We start from the raw sequence: 17,666 nt of genomic DNA, 5'->3' as shown, positions 1-17,666 counted from the left end.
CGCCGCGAGGCCGCCGCGACAACCGCGGTGAGGCCCGAGGTGAAGGCCGCGGCGGCGAAGGCCGTGGCGAAGCTCGCAACCGCGACCGCGACCGCGACCGCGACCGCGACCAGCGTGGTGCGCGAGGCGCCGAGCGCCCCGAGCTGCCGGTCGACGCCGAAGCCGGCGCCGAAACCCCGCGCCGCGAACGCGCCCCGCGCGACAACCGCCCGGCGGACGCCCGCGAAGCCGGCGCCGGCCAGGAAGCCCGCGCCCCGCGCGGCGAAGGCCGCCGCGGCCCGCGCCCCGAGCGCGAGCGTGAAGCCATCGCACCGACCGAGACGGCCGAACTGCCCGAGGTGCAACACGGTTTTGCCGACACCGTGCCGCAGGACGGTGCGATCGAGGCTGCGGCCGAGGAACAACAGCGCGAAGGCCGCCGTCGCCGCCGTGGCGGGCGCGGTCGCCGGGAGCGCGAAGGCGGGTTCGAGGGTGCTGAGGGCGTGAGCGCCGAGGCCGGGCTGGATCCGACGCCGGCCGCTGATGTCGAGCCCCTGGCCGTGGCAGCCGCCGAGGCCGCCAGCGAGTTCCTCACCGGCGCTGAAGCCGGCGCCGAAGAAGGCACGCCGCGCGAGGGCGAAGGCCGGCGGCGCGGCCGAGGCCGCGACCGCTTCCGCCGCGAACGCCGCGAGCAGGACGGCGTGGAAGCCGCCGTCGACGGCGGCACCGAGCAGGTCTCCGAAGCCGAGGTGATCGAAGGCGAGCCGGCCACGCCGCAGGACCTGCCGGCCGCCGCCGCGACGCCGGCCGAGCCGGTGGCCGCTCCCGCGGCAGCCCCGGTGGCCAAGGCGCCGGTGGCCGCCCCGCCCGCGACGGTCCCGCCCTTCGTGCTGGCGCTGGACGAGCTGCGTGGTGTCGCCAGCCAGGCCGGCCTGGAGTGGGTCAACTCCGACGCCGACAAGGTCCGCGCCGCCCAGGAAAGCATCGCTCGCGAGCCGAAGCCGGCCCGCGTGCCGCGCGAGCGCAAGCCGGTGGTCGCACTGGACCAGGGCCCGCTGGTGCTGGTCGAGACCCGCACCGACCTGCGCGAGCTGAACCTTCCCTTCGAGTCGAAGGCGCCTCACGCCTGAGGGTCGGGCCGAGCCGTGCGAGCGGCTCCGGCATCCGGCCCGCCCCGCCCTCCCGGGTGGCGGGAGCCGGTCAACAAAAACGCCGCCTCGGGCCAGCCCGGGCGGCGTTTTTCGTTGCGGTGAGCCGGACGGTCGCCGCGCTCAGGGCAAGCGCGCCAGCGCCTGCTGGTAGGCCGGCCGGTGCATCAGATCGTCCCAGGCGACCGGTGCGGTCTGGGGCAGCAGGTCGAGCCGGCGCGCCTCGCTGTCCGGGCTGGCCTGCCAGCGGCCGGCGTCCTGGGCAGCCTCCAGGCCGTCGAGCAGTTCGTCGACAGCCGCGCCACCTGCTTCGAGCGACTGGTTGCACAACAGCACCAGGTCGCAACCGGCGTTGAGCGCGGCAAGCGCGCCATCGAGGAAGCTGCCCACCACCTTGGCGCCCTGCATGCTGAGGTCGTCGCTGAAGATCGCGCCGGTGAAGCCGAGCCGGGTGCGCAGGATGTCTTGCAGCCAGCGGCTGGAGAAGCCTGCCGGCTGGCTGTCCACCTTGGGATAGATCACGTGGGCCGGCATCACCGAAGCCAGCGAGGTGCTGAGCCACTCGTAGGGTTTGGCGTCGTCAGCCAGGATGGCCTTGAGCGAGCGCTTGTCCACCGGCACGTCGACGTGCGAGTCGGCCGCGACATAACCGTGGCCAGGGAAGTGCTTGCCGCAGGACTGCATGCCGGCCAGCAGCAGGCCGTGCATCACGCTCTTGGCCAGCAGGGTCGCGACGCGGGCGTCGCGATGGAAGGCGCGGTCGCCAATCACGCCGCTCGGGCCATGGTCGAGGTCCAGCACCGGCGTGAAGCTGAAATCGACCCCGCAGGCGCGCAGCTCGGCTGCCAGCACATGGCCGCAGGCGGTGGCCGCGTCGGTGGCGAGCATCGCGTCCTGCATCCACAACTCGCCCAGCACCCGCATCGGCGGCAGATGGGTGAAACCATCGGTGCGGAAGCGCTGCACCCGGCCGCCTTCGTGGTCCACGCAGACCAGCACGTCCGGCCGGATGGCCTTGATCTCGGCGGTCAGCTCGGTGAGCTGCTGGCGGTCCTGCCAGTTGCGCGCGAACAGGATGAGCCCGCCGGTGAGCGGGTGCTGGAGGCGGCGCCGGTCGTCGTCGTTCAAGCGGGTGCCGGCAATGTCGAGCACCACCGGGGCGTGATCGATGCGCTGAGAAGATTCCATCAGGTCAGTCTTTCGTTTCGACCACCACAAAGCTGGCGGCATAGTCGGATTCATCGGTGAGGCTCACGTGCGCGCGCAGGCCGCGCGACGCGAACCACTCGGCCAGGCCGCGGTGCAGGTGGATCTCGGGCTTGCCGCTCGCGGCATTGAGCACCTCGCAGTCGCGCCAGGTCATGGGCATGTGCATGCCCAGCCCGATCGCCTTGGAGAAGGACTCCTTGGCCGAAAAACGGCTGCCCAGGTAGCTCAGCCCGCGCGCCGGCACCCGTGCCGACCGCTGGCGGAAGACCTGCAGCTCGTTCGGGCCCAGCACCTTCTGTGCAAAACGCTCGCCGTGGCGGTCGAGCGCCGCCGCAATGCGCCGCAGGTCGCAGATGTCGGTGCCGACGCCGTAGATCATCGGCGCGGGTTCCTGGCCCGCACCGCCTCGGCCTTGAAGTCGGCGATGGCCTGGCGCAGGCCGACGAAGAGGGCGTGCCCGATCAGCGCATGGCCGATGTGCAGCTCGGCGACCTCGGGCAGGGCCGCGACCGCCGCGGTGCTGCTGGCGAAGGGATGCGGCGCCGGGTGGTCCCAGACCGCCAGGCCATGGCCGGCGTTGGTCTGCAGCCCGGCCGCGCGGCCCAGCCGCAGGCCGTCTTGCAGCCGTTGCAGCTCGCTGGCCATCAAGGCGCTGTCCTGGTCCCACCAGGCGTTGGCATAGGCGCCGGTGTGCAGCTCGATGCAGGGTGCGCCGGCACGCGCGCTGGCCTCGATCTGGACCGGATCGGCGCCGATGAACAGCGAGACGCGGCAGCCGGCCGCCGCCAGCCGGGCGCAGGCGTCCTTCACGCGGTCGAACTGCCCGGCCACATCCAGCCCGCCCTCGGTGGTGACCTCCTGGCGCCGCTCGGGCACCAGGCAGACGTGTTCGGGCCGCACCTGCTCGATGAGCCCCAGCATCTCCTCGGTGACGGCGGCTTCGAAGTTCAGCGGCACCTGCACCGCGGCCTTGAGCCGCGCGACGTCGTCATCGCGGATGTGGCGGCGGTCTTCGCGCAGATGAAAGGTGATGATGTCGGCGCCCGCCTCGACGGCCAGCTGCGCGGCCGTTACCGGGTCGGGAAAACGCCCGCCACGCGCATTGCGCAGGGTCGCGACGTGGTCGATGTTGACGCCCAGCAAGGGCGCGTTCGGGGTACCGGCGAAGATCATTTCTGCTGCAGCTCCATCATCAGTTGCCGCGTGCGCAGCACGGGCGTCCCCAGATGATAGTGAAGCAGTGCGCGCAGCGCGCTCTTGAGCTCGGGCAATGCCTCGGCGCAGGCCTGCTGCAGCGCCAGCAGCGACCCCTCGTCGAGCGCCTCCTGCAGCGCCGCGAGCGTGGCGCCGCCGATCGCCGCCGACTCGCCGATGCGGCCTGCGCGCACACCGAACTCGCCGTGCAGCAGGTAGCCTTTGGCGGGCAGCACCGGCTCCATCGTCAGCGTCACGATGCCCAGTTCGGGCAGCACGCCGAGTTCGCGCAGCAAGGTCAGCTCGAAGGCCCGCAGCGCCGCCTGCACCTGCTGCTCGTCGGCGCTGGTCAGGTGCGGCAGGGTCAGCGCGTAGGCGTCGAACAGCACGGGATGGGCGTCGGCGCGGGCGAGCAGCTTCATCAGCAGCTCGTTCAGGTAAAAGCCGGTCAGGAGGGCGCTGCCGGTCAGCATGGCGCCGCCGCCGGCCCAGTCGGCCGCGCGCAGGGTGTGCACCTCGGCGGCGTCCTCGTCGCGGCTGCCGAAGCTCGCGAGCAGACGCTGGAACGGCATCAGCACCGGGCGCAGCTGGGAGTAAGGCCGCTTGGCCCCCTTGGCGACCACCGCGACGCGGCCGTGGCCCCGCGTGAAAAGGTCGAGGATCAGGCTGGTTTCGCTCCAGTCGTAGCGATGCAGCACATAGGCCGGCTCGCCGACGACCCGGAAGCCGGGCCGCTGGCTGCCGCCGCTACGCCCGCGCGAGGAGGCCATGGCAGATCAAAAACGTGAGCCGCCGGACAGCGTCACTCGTAGCCGTAACTGCGCAGGCGCTGCTCGTCGTCGGCCCAGCCGGAACGCACCTTGACCCACAGTTCGAGGAAGACCTTCGCGTCCAGCAGAGTCTCGAGCTCCTGGCGCGCCTCGGAACCGATACGCTTCAGGCGCTCACCGCCGTCGCCGATCACCATGCCCTTGTGCGCATCGCGCTCGACCACGATGGTGGCCGCAATGCGCCGCAGCGCGCCCTCCTCCTCGAACTTGTCGATCACGACGGTGGAGGTATAGGGCAGCTCGTCGCCGGTAAGGCGGAACAGCTTCTCGCGCACGATCTCGCTGGCCAGGAAACGCTCGCTGCGGTCGGTCAGCGCCTCCTCGTCGTGCCACCAGGGCTGCTCGGGCAGGTAGGGGCGCACGATCTGAAGCAGGCGCTGCGCGTCCTCGGCCCGCTTGGCGCTCAGCGGCACGAACTCGTTGAAGGGGTGGCGCTCCTGCATGTCCTTCAGCCACGGCGCCAGCTCGGCGCGGCGCAGCACCTTGTCGAGCTTGTTGGCGACCAGGAAAACCGGCTTGCCCTCGGGCACCAGCGACAGCACCTTGGCATCGTCCAGCCCGAAGCGGCCGGCCTCGACGACAAACAGCACCACGTCAACGTCGCTCAGCGAGGACAGCACCGCGCGGTTGAGCGTACGGTGCAGCGCGTTGCCGCGCTTGGTCTGGAAACCCGGCGTGTCGACGAACACATACTGGGTGTCACCCTCGGTACAGATGCCGGTGATGCGGTGACGTGTGGTCTGGGCCTTGCGGGAGGTGATGCTGACCTTCTGGCCGACCAGCGCATTCAGCAGCGTGGACTTGCCGACGTTCGGCCGCCCGACGATCGCGATCAGGCCACAGCGCTGCTGCGACGGCTCATCAGGCGCGTCGCCGGCCGGCGGCAAGGAGGAAGATTCGACGTTCACGTTGGCAATCCATGGCAGCACGCGCTGCATTGCAGAAGAAGGGGGTCGCGGCGTCAGCAGCCAGGCGACGCCTTGAGTTTAGCGAGCACGGCCTGTGCCGCCACTTGTTCGGCGGCCCGGCGCGACGCGCCCTCGCCCTGCCCTTCGACCGCCAGCGCCGGCACGCTGCAGCTGACGACAAACAGCTGCTGGTGGGCGTGGCCGCGGGTGGCGACGATGGCATAGGTGGGCACGGCCAGCTTGCGGGCCTGCAGCCACTCCTGCAGCTCGGTTTTCGCGTCCTTGGCGCCGCGCTTGAGGTCGGGCTGCGTCAGCACCGGTGCGAACAGGCGGTGCACCACGTCGCGGGCGGCTTCGAAGCCGCCGTCGAGATAGATCGCGCCAAACACCGCCTCGACCGCGTCGGCCAGGATGGAGGGGCGCTGCGCGCCGCCGCTGCGCGCCTCACCTTCGCCAAGGCGGAGGCAGCCGGGCAACTCGAGCGCCAGCGCTATGCGATGCAAGGAATCCTGCTTGACCAGGTTCGCACGCACCCGCGACAGGTCGCCCTCGTCCGAGCCCCCGAAACGCTCGTAGAGCAGACCCGAGATCGCCAGACCCAGCACCGAGTCGCCGAGAAACTCCAGCCTTTCGTTGTGGTCGGCGCCGAAGCTGCGATGGGTCAGGGCGCGCACCAGCAGCGCCGGGTGGCGAAAGCGGTAGTCGAGTCGGCGCTCCAGCGCCTTGGCCGCGTCTGTCACGTCTTAGCGTCCGGTTCGGCGGCCGAGCCAAGGCGCTCGCACCGCGGCGCCCATCACTCGGAACTGCCGGAGTACTTGATCAGCAGGTAGACCGGCTCCACCAGTTCGACTTCCTTGTCGTAGGCGAAACGCACCACCACCTTGTCGTTGACCTTGGTGACTTCCAGATCCTTGCCGGAGATGGCCTCGACGCCGTAGTCGATGTCTCTCTGGCGGTCGAAGGCAGCCCGGATCTCGGGCACCGAAGTGCCGCCTTCCTGCGCCACCTTGTGCACCGCGCGCTGGATGGCCCAGTATTCGGTGAGCGTCGGGAACACCTTCATCCCGACCAGCGCGATCGAGCCGATCACGATGGCCCAGAACAGCAGACCTAGCAGCGTTACGCCTCGCTGGCGGGACCGCGGAATTTGCGCCATCGACGTGCTCCTCGAGCGTGTTGTTGTCCGTGCTGCCACCCTCAAACTCACTGGAAAGACCCGATACGGCCGAGATTACCCAAATTCATCCAGATCAAGAAGGCCTTGCCGACGATGTTCTCGTCCGGCACGAAGCCCCAGGCCCGCGAATCCTGAGAATTGTCACGGTTGTCGCCCATCATGAAGTAGTGCCCCGCCGGCACCTTGCAGGTCACGCCCTCGGCCGTGTAGCGGCAGTTTTCCTTGTAGGGGAAGTCGGCCGCGGCCATCACGAAGGGCGGCTCCTCCTTGTTGTTCAGGAAACGGTGCTCGACGGCGCCGAGCTTCTCCTTGAACTGCTGGCGGTAGCGCGCGCCGTCTTCATCGTAGTACTCGCCCAGCGGCACCGTCTCCACCGGCTGGCCGTTGATGAAAAGACGCTTGTTCCGGTAGGCCACCTCGTCGCCAGGCAAGCCCACCACCCGCTTGATGTAGTCCACGCGCGTGTCCAGGGGGTAGCGAAACACCATCACGTCGCCGCGCTCCGGTGTGTTGACGTCGATGATCTTCTTGTTGATCACCGGCAGGCGCACGCCGTAATGGTACTTGTTGACCAGGATGAGGTCGCCGACCAGCAGGGTCGGCACCATCGATCCCGAAGGGATCTTGAAGGGCTCGTAAAGGAAAGAGCGCAGCAGGAACACCAGGCAGATCACCGGGAACAGCCCGGCGGTCCAGTCCAGCCACCACGGCTGCATCAGCAGGCGGTTGCGCGTGTCCTCCAGGTTGTCTTCCACCGGGGCGATGCCCCGGCGGGCCAGTTCCGCCTGGCGAGAGGCGTGTTGCGATTCCAGGGCCTCGACGGCCCGCCGCCGGGCCGGCGCGAAGCGCAGCCGCTCGGCCAGCCAGTAGCCGAAGGTCACGATGGTGAGGATGAACAGCAGCAGCGAAAAGTTGCCGTGCCATTCGCCGAGGTACCAGCCGCCCAGGTAAACGATCAGGCAGGCATACAAAGCTCCAGTGAGCAGTCCCATCCAGGCTCCAGTCAGTGGGATATCAGGGGTCGTGACGGACCGACGGCCGGCATGCCGGCCTCAGTCATCGACCTGAAGGATGGCAAGGAAAGCTTCCTGCGGCACCTCGACGGTGCCGATCTGCTTCATCCGCTTCTTGCCGGCTTTTTGTTTCTCCAGCAGCTTGCGCTTGCGGGAGATATCGCCACCGTAGCATTTTGCCAGCACGTTCTTGCGCAGCGCCTTGATCGTCTCGCGCGCGATGATGTTGGCGCCGATGGCCGCCTGGATTGCCACGTCGTACATCTGCCGCGGGATCTGTTCGCGCATCTTGGCCGCCACCGCGCGGCCGCGGTACTGGCTCTGGCTGCGGTGCACGATGATGGACAGCGCATCGACCCGGTCGCCGTTGATCAGGATGTCGACCTTGACGACATCGGCGGCGCGGTACTCCTTGAACTCGTAGTCCATCGAGGCGTAGCCGCGCGAGACCGACTTCAGCTTGTCGAAGAAGTCGAGCACGATCTCGGCCAGCGGCATGTCGTAGGTCAGCATGACCTGGCGGCCGTGGTAGGCCATGTTGATCTGCACGCCGCGCTTCTGGTTGGCCAGCGTCATGACCGGGCCGACATAGTCCTGCGGCATGTAGAGGTGCACCGTGACGATGGGCTCGCGGATCTCACGGATGCGGCCCAGGTCGGGCATCTTGGACGGGTTCTCGACCTGGATCACCTCGCCGCTGTTGAGCTCCACCTCGTAGATGACGCTGGGCGCGGTGGTGATCAGGTCCTGATCGAACTCGCGTTCCAGACGCTCCTGCACGATCTCCATGTGGAGCAGGCCCAGGAAACCACAGCGGAAGCCGAAGCCGAGCGCCTGTGAGACCTCGGGCTCGAAGCGCAGCGAGGAGTCGTTGAGCTTGAGCTTCTCCAGCGCGTCGCGCAACTGGTCGTACTCGCTCGCCTCGGTCGGGTAGAGACCGGCGAAAACCTGGGGCTGGATCTCCTTGAAGCCCGGCAGGGCGTCCGAGGCACTGCCCAGGTTGTTGGGCAGCTTCTTCTCCAGCGTGATGGTGTCGCCCACCTTGGCTGCCTGCAGCTCCTTGATGCCGGCAATCACGAACCCCACCTCGCCCGCCTTGAGCACCTCGCGCGGCAGCGACTTGGGCGTGAACACACCCAGCTGTTCGGCGTTGTAGACGGCGTTGGTCGCCATCATCTTGATGCGCTCGCCCTTCTTCAGCTCGCCGTCGACCACCCGCACCAGCATCACGACACCGACGTAATTGTCGAACCAGGAGTCGATGATCACCGCGCGCAGCGGCGCCTCGGCGATACCGCGCGGCGCCGGCATGCGCTGGATCACGGCCTCGAGGATGTCGTCGATCCCCTCGCCGGTCTTGGCCGAGCAGGGGATGGCGTCGGCGGCGTCGATGCCGATGACGTCCTCGATCTCTGCCTTGGCCCGGTCGGGATCGGCCTGCGGCAGGTCCATCTTGTTGAGCACCGGCACCACCTCGACGCCAAGGTCCAGCGCGGTGTAGCAGTTGGCCACCGTCTGCGCCTCGACACCCTGACTGGCATCGACGACGAGCAGAGCGCCCTCGCAGGCCGACAGCGAGCGGCTCACCTCGTAGCTGAAGTCCACGTGTCCGGGCGTGTCGATCAGGTTCAGGTTGTAGACCTTGCCGTCGCGCGCGGTGTACTGCAGCGCCGCGGTCTGCGCCTTGATCGTGATGCCACGCTCGCGCTCGATGTCCATCGAGTCGAGCACCTGCGCTTCCATCTCGCGGTCGCTCAAGCCGCCGCAACGTTGGATCAGCCGATCCGCGAGCGTCGACTTGCCGTGGTCGATGTGGGCAATGATGGAGAAGTTGCGAATGTGGTTCATGAGAACGAACTAGGGCTCATGTGAGCCGAGTGGTGCAGCCCGCCATCGGGCGCATGCGCCGCGAGGCAGGCGCAGCAGTGTGCCAGGGCCGCGCCAGCGTGCCGGTGGGGCCTAAAAAAAAGGCGCGTCGAATCGGCGACGCGCCTTCCAACAAAAAGGTATGGCAACTGCTTTGTTGGACCTTCATTGTAGCGAAAACCCCCCGGCAGAGAACCGCACCGCGGCGGGTGGACGGCACGTTGCACTGCACCAACAGCACATTTTTTGCACAGCTTATCCACAGATTCATGTGGACTGTTTGGGGATAGTTTCAAAGCTGGCCGACTAGCAGCGGGACGGCGGCGTAAAGCGCCACCCGAACGACCGATTTTATCGAAATGTACCGGGAATCTCGGACTGGCGGCCGTGTAAGTGGGCCCACACCCACTTTCCAAAAAAGACTTATCAACATGGCCAGAGCAACACAGTCGGGCGGCCGGAGCCACCCGTATTCCGCCACATGAAAAAACCCGACAACTTGGTCGGTTGCCGGGTGTTGCGAAAAGAGACGGACGGGCCCCACGGGGCCCACGCCCGTGCGGTCAACGGGTGGGCCGGATCACCGCGTACTGCGCCCACTCGCCGCGGCGGAACAGGAGGTTGAAGGGCTTGCTGCGGTCGATGCGGCTCAGCACCGTCTCGAACTGCCGTGTGTCCTTGATTTCCGTGTTGCCGACCGCCAGGATGATGTCGCCTTCACGCAAGCCGGCGCGCCCGGCCGCGCCCTCGGCCGATTCGACGCGCACGCCGCCCTTCTGGCCCAGCTCGCGCTGCTGCGCCTCGCTCAGCTCCGACACCGCCAAGCCGATGCTCTGGGCCGCGGCACCGGCGCCCGGGCCGCTCGCGCGCGGCTCGCTGCCAGAAACACGGCGCGGGCGCTCGGGCTCGATTTCGGCCACGGTGACGCTGAGGTCGCGGTAGTTGCCGCGGCGGAACACCTGCAGGCTGAGCTTGCTGCCGGGCTTGCTGTTGCCGACGATGCGGGGCAGCTCCGCCGCACGCTCGATGGTCTTGCCGTCGAAGCGGGTGATGATGTCGCCTGCCTCGACACCGGCCTTCTCGGCCGGGCCGCCGGGCTCCACGCTGCGCACCACTGCACCGATGGGCTTGCCCAGGCCAAGGGATTCGGCGACCTCCTTGGTCACCTGGTCGATCTGCACCCCGATGCGCCCCCGCACCACGCGGCCGGTCGCGCGCAGCTGGTCGGCGACGCGCATCGCCTCGTCGATCGGGATCGCGAAGGAGATGCCGATCGAGCCGCCCGAGCGGCTGTAGATCTGCGAGTTGATGCCGACCACCTCACCGCGGAGGTTCAGGAGCGGGCCGCCCGAGTTGCCGGGGTTGATCGCGACGTCGGTCTGGATGAAGGGCAGGTAGTCACCCGTGTCACGCTGTTTGGCGCTCACGATGCCGGCCGTCACGGTGTTGTCGAGGCCGAAGGGCGAGCCGATCGCCATCACCCACTCGCCGACCTTGAGCTTGCCCACGTCGGCGACACGCACGGCAGGCAGCCCGGCGGCATCGATCTTCACCACCGCGACGTCGGTGCGCTTGTCGGTGCCCACGATGCGGGCCTTGAACTCGCGCTTGTCGGTCAAGGTGACATAGACCTCGTCGGCGCCTTCCACCACATGGGCATTGGTCATCACGAAACCGTCGGCCGTCAGGATGAAGCCGGAGCCGACGCCGCGCGGCTGCTCCTCTTCCTGCCCGGGCCTGGGTGCGCGACGCGGGTCCTGGCGCGGATTTGGCTGGCCGGGCAGCGGCACGCCGAAGAAGCGTCGGAAAAACTCCTGCATGTCTTCGTCCATCTGCGGCGCGGCACTGCCCTGCCCGCCCCGCACGCGTTCGGTGGTGCGGATGTTCACCACCGACGGCCCGACCCGCTCCACCAGCTCGGTGAAGTCGGGCAGGCCCTGCCCCGGCTGGGCGTGGCCGGGGACCGGCAGCGCGAGCACCAGGCTCGCAGCGGCAAGCAGCGATGCGGCCGCGTGACGAAACGAGGGCAAGCCTCCACTCGAAATGGTTCTTGCAGTCATCGATCACCTCAAGGAAACACGCTGCGGTGCGCCGCAGCAACCAGACCGGAGCGCCAGCGTCTACTTCTTGCGCTCGAGGCCCTGCACGAACAGTCGCAGGGTCGTCGGAGGAACCTCGCCCACCGCGGTGACCCACCAGTCGCGGTAGCGCCGGGTGAGCGTTTGCGTCGCGCCCATGCTCATCAGCACTTCGGCCCGATGGCGGTTCGCGTCGTACGGCTCGACGAAGATGGACACGTGGGCCAGCCCGTCGGAGAAGATGGTCTGCAGCAGCTGCCGGGCCGGCTCACCGGGGCGACCCGCAGTCTGCGCGTCGAGCTCACGCTTCACGCTGTTGACGTGCTGGAAGCCCGGTGGCTTCTGCCGGTAGACCCAGCCCTCCTGCTCATACCCGGTCTTGGTGAGCGCCGGGCGGTCCACCCGGTAGCCCTCGAGCCGCTTCATCGGCTGGGTGACGGACTCGGGCTGCGGCTTGACACCGATCGCGACGTCGGAGAACGCCGACGACTCCAGCACATCCTCCTGTCCGCCCAGCACCTCGGCCCGCAGCAGCAGCCCGCTGGCTCGTTCGGCCCACAGACGATAGCCCCAGCGGTAGGCGTCGCGCGGCCGCACCAGCAGCACCTCGGCCTCGTGGCCGGCGACCCGGTCGTCGCCCTGCCGGCGCACCTCGTAGAGATCCGACAGGCGGTCGCCGTCGCTGTGCAGCAGTGCCGGGAAAGTGCTCAGCGTCTCGCGGTGCTCGAGCACGGCCAGCCGCGAGCCGGGCCACAGCGTCGCTACCAGATCGTTGTGGCGAAACACGCGCCGCATCTGGCCATCGAGCGACTCGATGCGCTCGTACTGGTTGCTACCGTCGCAGTAGTGCGCGATGCGCGAGCTCACCACCTGGCCGCCGGCGCTGACGACAAAGGTGCCGTGGAAGTTGCGTTGCTGCGCGGCCTCATGGATACGCAGCAGCCAGTTCCTCACCTCGGTGCGCTGCAGCGGCACGTCCTGGGCCTGAGCCAGGGCGCCGAAGCTCATGAAGGCCGCCATCCCCCAGCCGAGCCAGGGCGTCCACCAGCGTCGCGCTTGCATCGGGCTCATTCAGCGGTTCGGGCCTTCGTAGGTGGCGCCGCGCAGGAAGCCGGACGGTACGCCGAGGGCGGAGCTGCCGCCGAACTGCTTGTGGGCGTTCAGGTACTGGTCCAGCCGGGCATCACGCACCAGCGTGCCGTTGCCCACCACGACCGCCGTCTCCGCAGGCGACGGCACGGCGGAGGCGGAGACCTGCTGCAATGCAGCGCTGGCCGCTGCCGGAGCGGCCGCCTGGGCCAGCTGGGCACCGGCCACCGGGCTCGAGGGCGGTACGGACAGGCGGGTCACGACCAGCACACCGGCCACCGCCATGACACCGGCGGCCGTCGCCATTGGCGCCACCCAGGAGCGGCGGCGCGTCGGCAGCGGGGCCCCGTTGGCGACCTGCGCGGGCAAAGGCAAGCGATCGCCCTCGCGGGCTGCGGCGCCCGACGGCGCGATCACCACCGGTTCCTCGGCCAGCCGCGCACGCAGCCGGCTGAGGAACAGATCGTCACGACCGCTGCCGCACAGGTCCTCGGAGCGCATCACGTCGCCGATCAGGTGGTAGGCATGCCAGGTCTCGCAGCTTCCCGCGCGAGCACGTCCGTCCTCGCGCCAAGCGGACAGCGCGAGCTGCAGGTCCTCGGCACCCGCCTCACCGTCAGCCAGCGCCGACAGCCGCTCGCGCGCTTCGGCGCTCAGCCCTCCCACACGCAAACCTTCGATAGACATCACTGCGCTCCTCAATCACCAACGCTTGCCGTCCGGCGTATCCAACAGGGGTCGCAACCGCTCGGCAATGGCCTCGCGGGCGCGAAAGATGCGCGAACGGACCGTGCCGATCGGGCAATTCATCACTTCGGCAATCTCGTCATAGCTCAAACCTTCGATTTCACGCAAGGTGATGGCCTGGCGCAAATCTTCGGAGAGGGCTTCGATCGCCGCATTCACGGTCGAGGCGATTTCCTTGCTGGCAAGCACCGCCTCCGGTGTTTCACCATCGCTTAGTTCGTTCTCGACGCGGGAAGTTTCGTCCTCGTCGTCCGCCGCGGACAGGGCGGTTTCGGTCACCAGCGGGTCGCGTTTGAGCTCGACCAAAGCCTTTTTCGCGGTATTGACCGCGATGCGGTAAAGCCAGGTATAGAAGGCGCTCTCGCCACGGAACTGGGGCAAGGCCCGGTAGGCGCGGATGAAAGTTTCCTGGGCGATGTCCTGGATCAGGTCGGCGTCGCGCACCATGCGGGCGATCAGGCGCTCGATCTTGCGCTGGTACTTGATCACCAGCAGCTCGAAAGCTTTCTGGTCGCCGCGCTTGACGCGCTCGATCAACAGGGCATCAGCGTCAGCGCTCATCCGTTGCGGGGTTCGTTGCAGCCAGCGGGTCGGCCACGGGAGTGGGCGAATATAACGCACAGCGCAGCGCGTGCCAGCCCGGCCCCAGACCGGCGGCCTGCACGGGCAGCCAGAGGCCGCGTCCGGCCCCGGCAGCCCCGGGCGAGTCGGGCCAGAGCCGCAGCAGCATCCAGCGGCCCAGGTCGGCCGCCACCTCCACCCGTCCGCTGCAGGCTCTCGGCCGTGCCGCATCCGCAGCCTGCCAGTGCCAGCGCCGGCCGTCCCAGTGGAGGTGCAGCGGGGGACGCCGCCATTCGAGCCAGGCGATGAGCGAGGCCGCCGGCACGACGACCAGGCCCAGCACCAGCCCCAGGCCCGCAGGCAACGGGGCGAGCTGCAACCAGGCGAGCAGGCTGGCCACCGTGCCGAGCGCCAGCGCCGCCACGCCCAAGACCCAAGGCCCGGAAGGCCGGACCGTGAGTTGGAGGGCGGGCGCCGTGCGCATGCGGCACTGGGCCGGCAGGCTCAGACTCGCTTGAAGACCAGCGAGCCGTTGGTGCCACCGAAACCGAAGTTGTTCTTCAGCGCCACATCGATTTTCATCTGCCGTGCGGTGTTCGCACAGTAGTCCAGGTCACACTCGGGATCCTGGTTGAAGATATTGATGGTCGGCGGCGACACCTGGTGGTGCAGCGCCAGCACGGTGAAGGCCGACTCGATCCCGCCGGCGCCGCCCAACAGGTGGCCGGTCATCGACTTGGTGGAGTTCACCACCAACTGGCGGGCTGCGTCGCCAAAGGCCAGCTTGATGGCGTTGGTCTCGTTGGCGTCGCCCAGCGGCGTCGAGGTACCGTGGGCGTTGAGATAGTCGACCTGGTCCGGGTTGAGCCCGGCATTGCGCAACGCCGCCTGCATCGAACGGCGCGGGCCGTCCACGTTGGGGGCGGTCATGTGGAAGGCATCGGCGCTCATGCCGAAGCCGGCCAGTTCGGCATAGATCTTCGCGCCGCGCTTTTTCGCGTGCTCGTATTCCTCGAGCACCAGGACACCCGCGCCCTCACCTAGAACAAAACCGTCGCGATCCTTGTCCCAGGGGCGCGAGGCCGTCTTGGGATCGTCGTTGCGGGTCGACAGCGCACGCGCTGCGGCAAAGCCGCCGACACCCAGCGGCGAGACGGTGGACTCGGCACCGCCGGCGATCATCACGTCCGCGTCGCCGTATTCGATCAACCGACCGGCCTCGCCGATGCAGTGCAGGCCGGTGGTACAGGCCGTCACGATCGCCAGGTTGGGGCCCTTGAAACCGTACTTGATCGAGACATGACCCGAGATCATGTTGATGATCGAGGCCGGCACGAAAAACGGCGAGATACGCCGCGGGCCGCGGCTGTTCATCTCGGTGTGGGTCTCCTCGATCATCGGCAGGCCGCCGATGCCTGAACCGACCAGGCAGCCGATGCGCTCGGCCACCTCCTCGCCCAGCGCTTCACCCGTGGGAAGGCCGCTGTCCTGCACCGCCTGGATGGAAGCCGCCATTCCGTAGTGGATGAAGGTGTCCATGTGGCGGGCTTCCTTGCCCGGGATGTAGTCCTCGACGTTGAAGCCCTTGACCTCGCCTGCGAAACGGCAGGCAAGGTTGCTGGCATCGAACTTGGAGATGTGGTCGATGCCGGACTTGCCAGCAAGAAGATTGGACCAGGACTCGGCCACCGTGTTGCCCACGGGGGTGACAAGACCCAGGCCGGTCACGACGACACGACGACGGCTCATGCGCTGGAATACTCAGTTCGGTCGGGAGGGGCAGGCAGGCCGTTCAGGCCTTCTGGTGCTTCAGGGCGTAGTCGATCGCGAGCTGAACGGTCGTGATCTTCTCGGCTTCTTCGTCCGGAATCTCGATACCGAACTCGTCTTCCAGCGCCATCACGAGCTCGACGGTGTCCAGCGAGTCGGCGCCCAGGTCGGCCACGAACGCCTTCTCGTTGGTGACTTCGCTCTCAGCCACGCCGAGTTGTTCGGCAATGATCTTTTTGACGCGTGCTTCGATATCGCTCATGACTCCTCCAGGAGGTTTTCAAAAACAGCCCGTGATTTTACGACCATGCGGTGACACCTCGAAGTCCACCGCGCGACCGCGCTCCCGGACGGGCTCTGACCGGTTCGGCGCCGCGATGGCGCTCAACTCATATACATGCCGCCATTGACGTGCAGTTCCGCGCCGGTGATGTATCCGGCCTGCGGCGATGCGACAAAGGCCACGGCGTGTGCGATGTCTTCGGCACGCCCCAGCCGGCCCAGCGGGATCTGACTCATCAAGGCCTCGGTCTGCTGCTCGCTCAGGGCCTTGGTCATGTCGGTTTCGATGAAGCCCGGGGCGATGCAGTTCACCGTGATCCCGCGGCTGCCCAGCTCGCGCGCCAGCGAACGGGTCATGCCCGCCACGCCGGCCTTGGCCGCCGCGTAGTTGGCCTGCCCCGCGTTGCCGCTGGCGCCCACCACCGAGGTGATGTTGACGATGCGGCCGTAGCGCTGTTTCATCATCGGACGGACCACCGCACGGGAAAGACGGAACACCGCCTTCAGGTTGGTGTCGAGCACGGCATCCCAGTCGTCGTCCTTCATGCGCATCGACAGCGTGTCGCGCGTGATGCCGGCGTTGTTGACCAGCACGTGCAGCGCGCCGAACTCCTTGACCAGGCCGTCGACCGCGGCTTCCACGCCCGCTGCGTCATTGACGTTCAGGCAGATGCCCCGGCTCTTCGCCTTGCCGGCCAAGGCTTCGCTGATGGCGGCGGCGCCCGCTTCCGAGGTGGCGGTGCCGATCACGGTCATGCCCTTGCGCGCCAGCTCGAGCGCGATGGCGCGGCCGATGCCCCGGGTGGCTCCGGTGACCAGGGCAACCTGCGACTGGATATCGGTCTCGTTCATTGCAGCAAACCTTTCACCTCGGCGAGCGAGGCGGGGTCGAACACAGTGCCGGTGACGATCTCGGCATCGATACGCTTGACCATGCCGGCCAGCACCTTGCCCGGCCCGCACTCGACGACCCGCGCAAGGCCGCGCGCCTTCAAAGCCTGCACCGTCTCGACCCAGCGCACCGCGCCGAAGGCCTGGCGGTACAGCGCGTCGCGGATCGCCTGGGGCTCGGTCTCGACCTTTACGTCGACGTTGTTCAGCACGGCAATGCCGCCGCCGGCAAAAGCCGTCTGCGCAAGGCGCTCGCGCAGGCGTTCGGCAGCCGGGCGCATCAGGCTGGAATGGAAGGGAGCCGACACCGGCAGCGGCAGGGCCCGCTTGGCGCCCTTGCCCTTGAGCACCTCGCAGGCCTTCTCGACCGCGGCCTTGGTGCCGGCAATCACGGTCTGCTTGGGATCGTTGAAGTTGACGGCCTCGACCACGTCACCGACTGCCGCCTGGGCCTCGGCACAGCCTTCGCGCACCAGCGCGGCGTCGAGACCGAGGATGGCGGCCATGCCGCCGGTGCCCACCGGCACTGCCTCCTGCATGGCCTGGGCGCGGAAGCGCACCAAGGGCAGCGCATCCGCCAGGGCCAGGGTACCGGCCGCGACCAGGGCAGTGTACTCACCGAGCGAGTGGCCGGCGACCAGGGCCGGTGCCAGCCCGGTCTCGGCCATCCACGCGCGGTAGCAGGCGATGCCCGCGGTGAGCATCACCGGCTGGGTGTTGGTGGTCAGATCCAGCGCCTCCTTGGGCCCCTCGGCGATCAGCTGGCCGATGTCCTGGCCGAGGGCGTCGGAGGCTTCCTGCAGGGTCTCGCGCACGACGGGGTGCTCACCCCAGGCGTCCAGCATGCCGACGGACTGCGACCCCTGGCCGGGGAACACGAAGGCGAACGGATTCATCTTAGGAAATAGTGCTCTGAGCTTGATG

18 protein-coding genes and 1 pseudogene are annotated in these 17,666 nt (G+C 68.2%); 1 reads left to right on the top strand and 18 read right to left on the bottom strand.

The features are described from left to right. Positions 1–1,109: pseudogene (locus OOT46_RS28860) on the top strand (ribonuclease E/G); the annotation flags it as partial. Between the two features lie 141 nt (positions 1,110–1,250). Here OOT46_RS28860 and nagZ read toward each other — a convergent pair. The 18 genes from nagZ to fabD all read right to left on the bottom strand — a co-directional run bounded on the left by nagZ (position 1,251) and on the right by fabD (position 17,638). Then, on the bottom strand, positions 1,251–2,315 hold the full coding sequence (gene nagZ, locus OOT46_RS28855; protein ID WP_265407078.1) for a beta-N-acetylhexosaminidase: 1,065 nt from the start codon (positions 2,313–2,315) through the stop codon (positions 1,251–1,253). 4 nt (positions 2,316–2,319) lie between these two features. Further along, complete coding sequence (gene acpS / locus OOT46_RS28850) at positions 2,320–2,715, bottom strand: holo-ACP synthase (RefSeq protein WP_265407077.1); 396 nt, start codon at positions 2,713–2,715, stop codon at positions 2,320–2,322. Continuing rightward, positions 2,712–3,509 (bottom strand): pyridoxine 5'-phosphate synthase, encoded by a 798-nt coding sequence (locus OOT46_RS28845; protein WP_265407076.1) that lies wholly within the window; start codon positions 3,507–3,509, stop codon positions 2,712–2,714. Before OOT46_RS28845 ends, acpS begins: the two co-directional genes overlap by 4 nt. After that, a complete protein-coding gene (gene recO / locus OOT46_RS28840) occupies positions 3,506–4,300 on the bottom strand; it encodes a DNA repair protein RecO (protein WP_265407075.1) in 795 nt (264 codons plus the stop codon). The genes OOT46_RS28845 and recO overlap by 4 nt, the downstream gene beginning before the upstream one ends. Positions 4,301–4,332: 32 nt before the next feature. After that, positions 4,333–5,298, bottom strand: a complete 966-nt coding sequence (era, locus tag OOT46_RS28835) for a GTPase Era (protein ID WP_416136272.1) — start codon at positions 5,296–5,298, stop codon at positions 4,333–4,335. A gap of 23 nt (positions 5,299–5,321) precedes the next feature. Continuing rightward, positions 5,322–6,008, bottom strand: coding sequence for a ribonuclease III (gene rnc / locus OOT46_RS28830; protein WP_265407073.1), 687 nt, complete (start codon positions 6,006–6,008; stop codon positions 5,322–5,324). 53 nt (positions 6,009–6,061) lie between these two features. Next, positions 6,062–6,424 carry a DUF4845 domain-containing protein gene (locus OOT46_RS28825; protein WP_265407072.1) on the bottom strand — a complete coding sequence of 121 codons (363 nt, stop codon included), beginning with the start codon at positions 6,422–6,424 and terminating at the stop codon, positions 6,062–6,064. A gap of 47 nt (positions 6,425–6,471) precedes the next feature. Beyond that, entirely contained in the window at positions 6,472–7,437 is a 966-nt protein-coding gene (lepB, locus tag OOT46_RS28820) for a signal peptidase I (protein WP_265407071.1), read from the bottom strand. 60 nt (positions 7,438–7,497) lie between these two features. Next, positions 7,498–9,306 (bottom strand): translation elongation factor 4, encoded by a 1,809-nt coding sequence (lepA, locus tag OOT46_RS28815; protein WP_265407070.1) that lies wholly within the window; start codon positions 9,304–9,306, stop codon positions 7,498–7,500. 581 nt (positions 9,307–9,887) lie between these two features. Next, complete coding sequence (locus tag OOT46_RS28810) at positions 9,888–11,384, bottom strand: DegQ family serine endoprotease (protein WP_265407069.1); 1,497 nt, start codon at positions 11,382–11,384, stop codon at positions 9,888–9,890. Positions 11,385–11,444: 60 nt separating this feature from the next. Beyond that, complete coding sequence (locus OOT46_RS28805) at positions 11,445–12,473, bottom strand: MucB/RseB C-terminal domain-containing protein (RefSeq protein WP_265407068.1); 1,029 nt, start codon at positions 12,471–12,473, stop codon at positions 11,445–11,447. After that, positions 12,474–13,178 carry a sigma-E factor negative regulatory protein gene (locus OOT46_RS28800; protein WP_265407067.1) on the bottom strand — a complete coding sequence of 235 codons (705 nt, stop codon included), beginning with the start codon at positions 13,176–13,178 and terminating at the stop codon, positions 12,474–12,476. Between the two features lie 15 nt (positions 13,179–13,193). Then, entirely contained in the window at positions 13,194–13,799 is a 606-nt protein-coding gene (rpoE, locus tag OOT46_RS28795; protein WP_265407079.1) for an RNA polymerase sigma factor RpoE, read from the bottom strand. After that, a complete protein-coding gene (locus OOT46_RS28790) occupies positions 13,789–14,283 on the bottom strand; it encodes a hypothetical protein (RefSeq protein WP_265407066.1) in 495 nt (164 codons plus the stop codon). Before OOT46_RS28790 ends, rpoE begins: the two co-directional genes overlap by 11 nt. Before the next feature lie 20 nt (positions 14,284–14,303). Continuing rightward, positions 14,304–15,548 (bottom strand): beta-ketoacyl-ACP synthase II, encoded by a 1,245-nt coding sequence (fabF, locus tag OOT46_RS28785; protein ID WP_265407065.1) that lies wholly within the window; start codon positions 15,546–15,548, stop codon positions 14,304–14,306. A 43-nt stretch (positions 15,549–15,591) separates the two neighbouring features. Then, positions 15,592–15,831, bottom strand: a complete 240-nt coding sequence (gene acpP, locus OOT46_RS28780; RefSeq protein ID WP_047196359.1) for an acyl carrier protein — start codon at positions 15,829–15,831, stop codon at positions 15,592–15,594. A gap of 122 nt (positions 15,832–15,953) precedes the next feature. Then, a complete protein-coding gene (fabG, locus tag OOT46_RS28775) occupies positions 15,954–16,703 on the bottom strand; it encodes a 3-oxoacyl-ACP reductase FabG (protein WP_265407064.1) in 750 nt (249 codons plus the stop codon). Beyond that, positions 16,700–17,638, bottom strand: coding sequence for an ACP S-malonyltransferase (fabD, locus tag OOT46_RS28770; protein ID WP_265407063.1), 939 nt, complete (start codon positions 17,636–17,638; stop codon positions 16,700–16,702). Before fabD ends, fabG begins: the two co-directional genes overlap by 4 nt. Between the last annotated feature and the right edge of the window lie 28 nt (positions 17,639–17,666).

The organism is Aquabacterium sp. A7-Y (genome assembly GCF_026153205.1).
Classification (GTDB): domain Bacteria; phylum Pseudomonadota; class Gammaproteobacteria; order Burkholderiales; family Burkholderiaceae_C; genus Caldimonas.
The sequence above is the reverse complement of the archived record's forward strand: the minus strand, read 5'-3'. Positions and strand labels throughout refer to the sequence as shown.